Raw genomic sequence first — 6,972 nt, forward strand, 5'->3', positions numbered from 1 at the left:
ATGGAAAAGCAAGAGAAATTAGATGCGTTTTACAATGAAGCCCATCAGTTCAAAAATGGAGTTGCCATATTAAGAACGCTTGCTTTAGACTGTGGCATGACCGAAATTTACAAATGGAGTTTTCCTACCTACCTGATTAATAATAAAAATGTCATTGCCATAAACAAATTCAAAAACCATTTTGGAATTTGGTTCTTTAACGGGGTGTTTTTGAGCGACCCTGAAAAAATACTAGAAAATGCGCAAGAAGGAAAAACCGTGGCAATGCGTCATTGGAAATTTGCTAAACTTGAAGACATCGATAAAAAACTAGTTACAGTATATATAAAAGAAGCTATTGAAAATCAAAGGAAGGGGCTGCAAGTAAAAACAGAGAAAAAACCGAAAACAAAAATTGTATTACCCGCCCACCTATCAATTGCACTAGAAGACAATGAAGACATAAATGTTGCTTTTCATAAATTGACCTATTCTAAACAAAAAGAATACGCCGAATATATTTCAACAGCTAAACAAGAAAAAACAAAACTATCTAGACTAGAAAAGATAATTCCGTTGATACTGGCAGGTAAGGGTTTACTTGATATTTATCGTAGATAAGTAAGATTTTTATAACAAAAAAAACACCGATGTTTCCATCGGTGTTTTTTTATATGAATTAAGAAAAAATTACTTTTTCTCTGGAGCGTTTAACTTAGCGCTCATTTCCATGGATATGGCAGATCTATCAAACTTTAACTTTCCTGCCATTGTTTCCAATACACAAGAAGTATCTTTATCATTCAAATCTACTACTTTTCCGTGCAGACCACTTTTGGTAATAACACGATCACCACGTTTTAATTCTGCTGAAAATTTCTTTTCATCCTTTTGTCTTTTCATTTGAGGTCTGATCATAAAAAAATATGCGACCACAAAAATCAAAATCATCGGAAGAAACTGCCCTATATCACCCATTTTTGGTATATCTGTAAGTTATAATTATTTAACAGGTCCTAATGGAGCTGCTCCTTTTGGGTTAACAAAAGCTTTTATTCTTAAAAGCTCAGATCCTTTTTCAGTATTAGCCGTAACCGTAATAGTTTTAGTAACCTGGTTTTGACCAGAACCGTTAAAATTAACTTTCAACTCTCCTGTTGCACCTGGTGCAATAGGCTCTTTTGGAGGATTAGGAACTGTACAACCACAGCTACTTTTAGCGTCAGTAATAATTAATGGAGCATTACCAGTATTGGTAAACGTAAATACGGTCTCTTGTGGAGTACCTTGCTCAATTGTACCAAAATCATGTTCTGCTTTCTCAAAAGACATTACAGGTACTGCTTTAGCAGCCTCATCTCTTACAGCAGCTTCTGCTACATTATCTGTTTTAATCTTACTTGATGCGTTGTCTTTACAAGAAGTAAAAGCTACCATTGATACTAGACCAACGATTAGAACTAATTTTTTCATATTATTTAGATTTATCAATTAATTGTAAAATTATAAAAATTTTTATAATAGACCTCTTCCCATTTTGTTAAGCTTTCCTTCTGACTTGTATTCTTTAGTAAGCTTATCAAGAATTCCGTTTATAAAAATGCTACTTTTTGGCGTAGAATACTCCTTAGCAATTTCTAAGTATTCGTTTATAGTTACCCTTTCTGGTATAGAAGGAAAATGTAATAGCTCACAAATAGCCATTTTTAAAAGAATACTATCAATACCTGCAATACGATCTTTATCCCAATTAGGTGTTTTACCTTCAATCTCCTTTTCTAAGGCATCGTTCTTTAGTAAGGTCCTTGACAACAATTGCATAGCATAGGTCATATCCTCATCATCTTTCAACAAACTAGGTAAAAAGAAAGATTCTGGGTGCGTTAATTTTGCTTTCTTAAAATGCTTTAAAACAAACGTATTTATAATAGGTATATCATCTACCCAAGTTAATTTATCATCTTCAAAGTAATCGTAGATTTTTTCGTTAGGCGCAATGATGTTCTTGAACAAGGTCATCACCAATTCTTTATCTGCAGCATAGTCACTTTCAGGTGTAGACATATATTCTTGGTAGGCATCGCTCTCTAAAATCTCTTTGTAAATCAGCTTTACATACTCCTCGTTCAAATACCAATTATCTAATTTTCTGTGGGTAAGCTCTTCTTCTAAGGTTTTATTCTCAACAATTTGCAATAACAATCTGTTTTGAATAAACTTATTAGGATTTGGAAATGCTGTCTTCTTATCGCTAATGTATTTATTTGCCGATAACGAAATTTGGTCTGCAGCTCTTTTTTGTAACTCTACAAAAAGACTTAACCATAATAGGTACAGCGTGTAGGTATTTTCTATACTTACCTTTAAAAACTTCTCTTGTTTCTGTAACGAATCGTCCTTAGACTGAATTAGAGCGTAAATACTCTGCATTACCTTAACCCTAATGTGCCTTCTTGTAAGCATTTAAAAGAACTTATTTAATTATTAGTAAAAAACTTCGGGACAAGCTCTCGAAGCATTAAATCTCGATTATTGAGTAAATAAAGCCGCAAAGGTAAGTATCTATTTAAAGGGTCACAATAGCAATCGTATTTATCTTAGCTTATTTATAACATATCGTTTTAGGTCAAAAAACTATATTTGCCCACAGAAATTTATACTATTAGCTTTTCTACTACTTATGAAAGAACTTAAGCATCTAAATAAATACTTTAAAAAATACTGGCTTAAGCTTTTTTTCGGGATTATTATAACTATAGTTGCAAGGTTATTTCAATTGATTATGCCCTCTTACGTTAATAATTCTATTACCGTAGTCGAGCAATATATAAATGCGGAAATTGAAAAATCAACGGCACAAGAACTGTTGATGGAGTATATACTAATTATTGTAGGTGCCGCCATATTATCTGGTTTTTTCACTTTTTTAATGCGTCAACTGATAATCAATATTTCTAGGTATATAGAATACGATCTTAAAAATGAAATATTTGACCACTATCAAAAATTAAGTCTCAATTTCTATAAGAAAAATAGAACCGGAGATTTAATGAATAGAATAAGTGAAGACGTTAACGAGGTTCGTATGTATGCCGGCCCAGCAATTATGTACGGTATACAGACATTAACTTTGTTTGCCTGTTTAATACCTTTAATGTTCATAAAGGCACCTACATTGGCTGCTTATACTTTATTGCCTTTACCTTTTTTATCCGTCCTAATATATCAAATAAGTAAGGTCATACATAAGAGAAGTACCATTGTACAGCAATACCTTTCTACACTATCAACATTTACACAAGAAATATTTTCAGGAGTTTCAGTCATCAAAGCTTATGCTTTAGAACCACAGACCAATGAAGATTTAGTAACGCTTGCCAATGAAGGGAAAGAGAAAAGCGTGAGTCTTGCAAAAGTAAATGCTTGGTTTTTTCCATTAATGATACTATTAATAGGTATCAGTAATATTTTGGTCATATATATTGGAGGTAAGCAATATTTAGCCGGTGAAATTGAAGTTGGTCTTATTGCTGAGTTTATATTATATGTAAATATGTTGACCTGGCCAGTTGCCATAGTAGGATGGCTTACGTCTATCGTTCAAAGAGCTGCCGCCAGTCAACAGCGCATTAATGAATTTCTAAATCAAGAGTCGGAAATTAAAAATACACCCACTCATGAACATAAGGTAAAAGGCAAAATTGAATTTAAAGATGTTGATTTCACCTACCAAGACACCAACATTAACGCCTTAAAACATTTATCTTTTACTATAAACAAAGGTGAAACAACTGCGATTATCGGTAAAACCGGATCAGGAAAATCGACTATTCTAGATTTAGTAGCACGACTGTATGATACTACATCAGGAGAGATATTAATTGATGACGAACCAATTAAACATATAGATTTAACCAGTTTAAGAGAATCTATTGGTGCCGTACCACAAGATGCTTTTCTATTTTCTGACAGCATTAAGAACAACATAAAGTTTGGAAAAGAAGATGCTACCGATGAAGAAATCATTGACATAGCCAAAGATGCCGTTGTTCATGAAAACATCATGGGTTTCTCTAAAAAATACGATACAATCTTAGGAGAAAGAGGTATTACTTTAAGTGGAGGACAAAAGCAACGTGTTTCTATTGCTAGGGCATTACTCAAGAAACCTCAAATTTATCTATTTGATGATTGCCTTTCTGCAGTTGATACCGAAACTGAAGAAGAAATATTGAACAATCTTAAAAAAGCCTCTCAGAATAAAACTACATTAATTGTAAGTCATAGAGTTTCGTCTGCTAAAAATGCTGACAAAATTCTTGTTTTAGATGACGGAAGACTTATTCAACAAGGTACACATGATGAGTTAAATATGCGAGAAGGCTACTATAAAGACCTCTATCACAAACAGCTTTCAGAGAAAGAAAGTTAAAAAATTGTTGTAGGATACTGTTTTTTTTTCCATTTTTGATAGCATAACGACACTAAACATTAGAAATGAGCGAAAGAGATTTATCAGATCAGGAAGAAATTCACTCCAAAGTTTTACGCGCAGGTAGAAGAACGTACTTTTTCGATGTAAGAAGTACAAAAGCCGGGGACTATTATTTAACGATTACAGAAAGTAAGAAATTTACGCATGACGATGGTTCATTCCATTATAAGAAGCATAAAATTTATTTATACAAAGAAGACTTTGATGCCTTCAAAGAAAATGTTGAAGAAATGATGGATTTCATCATCAACGAAAAAGGTTCTGAAGTAATTTCTGAAAGACATCAAAAAGATTTTAAGAAAGAAGAAGTTGTAGCTGAAGCTGAAATACCTTTAGAAAATACAACTACTAGTACATCTAGCTTTACAGACGTTAGTTTTGAGGATATTTAATCTTTAAGCTTTCTTTTAAAAATTAACGGTCCTTTTCAAAGGGCCGTTTTTATTTTGTGACTATTTAGATAAATCGGATAAATTTTGACAAATGTATAAACATGAATGATTCTCTAGTCATTATAATATTTCTAATGATTTACTTTTCTCCGGTCTTGTATCAATTTAGAATAGTAATAAAGGAAAATAAGCGTGGAAATAAAATTCCTCTAAAAAGGTTTAAAAAAATTATAAAATATAGTTTTTTAATTCTCTTACCCTTAATAATTGGCTTTGCTATTCTAACTCATACCAATTTTTTAGATTACGAAAAGCCCCAGACGTACGACAAAATTGACCATTTAACTTTTAAAAATTTTCGTGGTTTAGAGTTTTTTAAAAAATCTCTATATGGAAATGAAAAATTCGCATACGTGGTAGTCACTATAGAAAGTGAGGTAAATGATGATTCTGTAACTGTTAAATCATTATTTCACCCATCAAGATCATTTGTATATAATACTCAATCAAATAATAAAGAGTTATTATCTCACGAACTTTATCATTTTAAAATTACCGAATTATATGTTAGAAAAATAAAGCAAGCTATTTTAGAATTAAAAAAACCTCATAAAGAAGAAATCGAAAAAATAATTCAAAAAAAAACTATTGAAGAAAGAGAATTTCAACGTAAGTACGATTATGAAACATTTCATAGTTATGTTTACAGTGAGCAAAAAAAATACGAACGAAATGTAGATAGTTTATTAAATTTACTTTCAGAATTTGAAAATCCAACAATTAAACTAGATGATTAACACCAAATATATTCTTGTTTTATTCCTATCCTTTTTAGTTATAAGCTGTAGTGAAAAAGAAAAGCATTCCTTTCCTACAGAAAAACGTTTTTGGGATATCAAAGATTATGAAGCTGCCAGTCTTGAATTAAATTACGGATACGAAGTAGATGAAAAACTACCTTCTTTTGATGACCCAGAAACGAGTATTATAGTTAAAAAATTAGTGGATCACGAAAACTACAAAATTGTTCTGAACGATAATGAGTTAGGTATAAAGCACAGAAATGGCATAGCAGAGAAATTCTTTGTAAGATGGAAGGAAATGACGAATATCTATCAAGCAATGGATCTTCAAGATAATTATCTGTACGGTAAAGAACAATTGGCTGTTTATGAATTTGGTTTAGGACTACAGTTAAGATATTTCAAATTAGGAAATGATGTAATATTAGAAAATTCAGATGATCCAAATTCAGTAAACTATCACGTCAATTCAAACATTCAAAATCTAATTGGTAATTTCATTAATTATTTAGACAATATTAATGAAGAGAAAGCTTATTCTGATGAAGGTAAAATAATGATTTCAAATGCTATTGACACATACTTTACTGATTTAGTAAAACTTTACCCAAATGCGGATTATAGAGCGATGATAAGAAAAATTGATTTAATGAAAGCAAAGAGTGAATCACAAGACATAAAAAATTCTCTAACCAAATTAAAACAATTGATTGATTCTAAAAATACGCAAGAATAAAAATTTTCACAAGGATTTCATTAGTTAGATAGATTTTGTAATACCAACTTTGGATAAGCAGATTAAGAACATCTAACTCGATTCTTGATTTTCTACCGTAAACCATACTTTACCAACCCAACATTTACCAATGTCAATATATTAATTATTAAGAATGCTATGTAGACAGAAAAACTAAATGACAAAATAGTAAATAGTAAGGTCATATAAATAGGATAAGATACTATCGCAAAAGCAAATCTAAACGTACCCATAAATTCATCTTCAGGCACTTTTGGTTTCAACCATTTTCTCCATATAAAAACAATAGGAAAATTTAAAACAGTAAACAAAAACCTGAATATGCTTGTATTTTGTTCTTTAGGTAATTTATTTTCAGATAACTGTAAATCTTGACCAACATACGATTGAATTTTCTCATTGGTTGAAGTAGGATTTAATAAATCTACATTTTCAACAGACAATAGATTTACAATCTTATCATACTTCTCATCATTAGGAATGTGAACAGTTAATTTCTTTAAGCGCCCAGAAACACCCTCCTTAATGGTACTACTTGACTTATTC

The 6,972-nt window shown here is 31.2% G+C and carries 8 protein-coding genes and 1 pseudogene; 5 read left to right on the plus strand and 4 right to left on the minus strand.

What is annotated here, in order from left to right; all coding sequences use genetic code 11:
* Positions 1-600: a DUF1801 domain-containing protein gene (locus tag ABJI11_RS03470; protein WP_348349449.1), complete on the plus strand. Its 600-nt coding sequence runs from the start codon at positions 1-3 to the stop codon at positions 598-600.
* 69 nt (positions 601-669) lie between these two features.
* On the opposite strand, the gene yajC is transcribed toward ABJI11_RS03470, so the two are convergent.
* Genes yajC through nusB form a run of 3 tightly spaced genes read right to left on the minus strand, consistent with a single transcriptional unit; the run spans position 670 to position 2,442 of the window.
* The gene (yajC, locus tag ABJI11_RS03475; protein ID WP_036152840.1) at positions 670-957 is read right to left on the minus strand and encodes a preprotein translocase subunit YajC; all 288 of its coding nucleotides are present in this window, start codon (positions 955-957) and stop codon (positions 670-672) included.
* A 24-nt stretch (positions 958-981) separates the two neighbouring features.
* The gene (locus ABJI11_RS03480) at positions 982-1,452 is read right to left on the minus strand and encodes a DUF1573 domain-containing protein (protein ID WP_348349451.1); all 471 of its coding nucleotides are present in this window, start codon (positions 1,450-1,452) and stop codon (positions 982-984) included.
* Between the two features lie 42 nt (positions 1,453-1,494).
* Positions 1,495-2,442: a transcription antitermination factor NusB gene (gene nusB / locus ABJI11_RS03485; RefSeq protein ID WP_348349453.1), complete on the minus strand. Its 948-nt coding sequence runs from the start codon at positions 2,440-2,442 to the stop codon at positions 1,495-1,497.
* 217 nt (positions 2,443-2,659) lie between these two features.
* Between nusB and ABJI11_RS03490 the strand changes: the two genes are divergently transcribed.
* The 4 genes from ABJI11_RS03490 to ABJI11_RS03505 all read left to right on the plus strand — a co-directional run bounded on the left by ABJI11_RS03490 (position 2,660) and on the right by ABJI11_RS03505 (position 6,405).
* A complete protein-coding gene (locus tag ABJI11_RS03490) occupies positions 2,660-4,411 on the plus strand; it encodes an ABC transporter ATP-binding protein (protein ID WP_348349455.1) in 1,752 nt (583 codons plus the stop codon).
* 65 nt (positions 4,412-4,476) lie between these two features.
* On the plus strand, positions 4,477-4,866 hold the full coding sequence (locus ABJI11_RS03495; protein WP_348349457.1) for a PUR family DNA/RNA-binding protein: 390 nt from the start codon (positions 4,477-4,479) through the stop codon (positions 4,864-4,866).
* Between the two features lie 101 nt (positions 4,867-4,967).
* On the plus strand, positions 4,968-5,663 hold the full coding sequence (locus ABJI11_RS03500) for a hypothetical protein (RefSeq protein WP_348349460.1): 696 nt from the start codon (positions 4,968-4,970) through the stop codon (positions 5,661-5,663).
* Positions 5,656-6,405, plus strand: coding sequence for a hypothetical protein (locus ABJI11_RS03505; RefSeq protein ID WP_348349463.1), 750 nt, complete (start codon positions 5,656-5,658; stop codon positions 6,403-6,405). Before ABJI11_RS03500 ends, ABJI11_RS03505 begins: the two co-directional genes overlap by 8 nt.
* 92 nt (positions 6,406-6,497) lie before the next feature.
* Here the strand turns inward: ABJI11_RS03505 and ABJI11_RS03510 are convergent.
* A pseudogene (locus ABJI11_RS03510) lies at positions 6,498-6,972 on the minus strand (hypothetical protein); the annotation flags it as partial.

Origin of the sequence: Maribacter sp. (assembly GCF_039968975.1) — a bacterium.
GTDB lineage: Bacteria > Bacteroidota > Bacteroidia > Flavobacteriales > Flavobacteriaceae > Maribacter.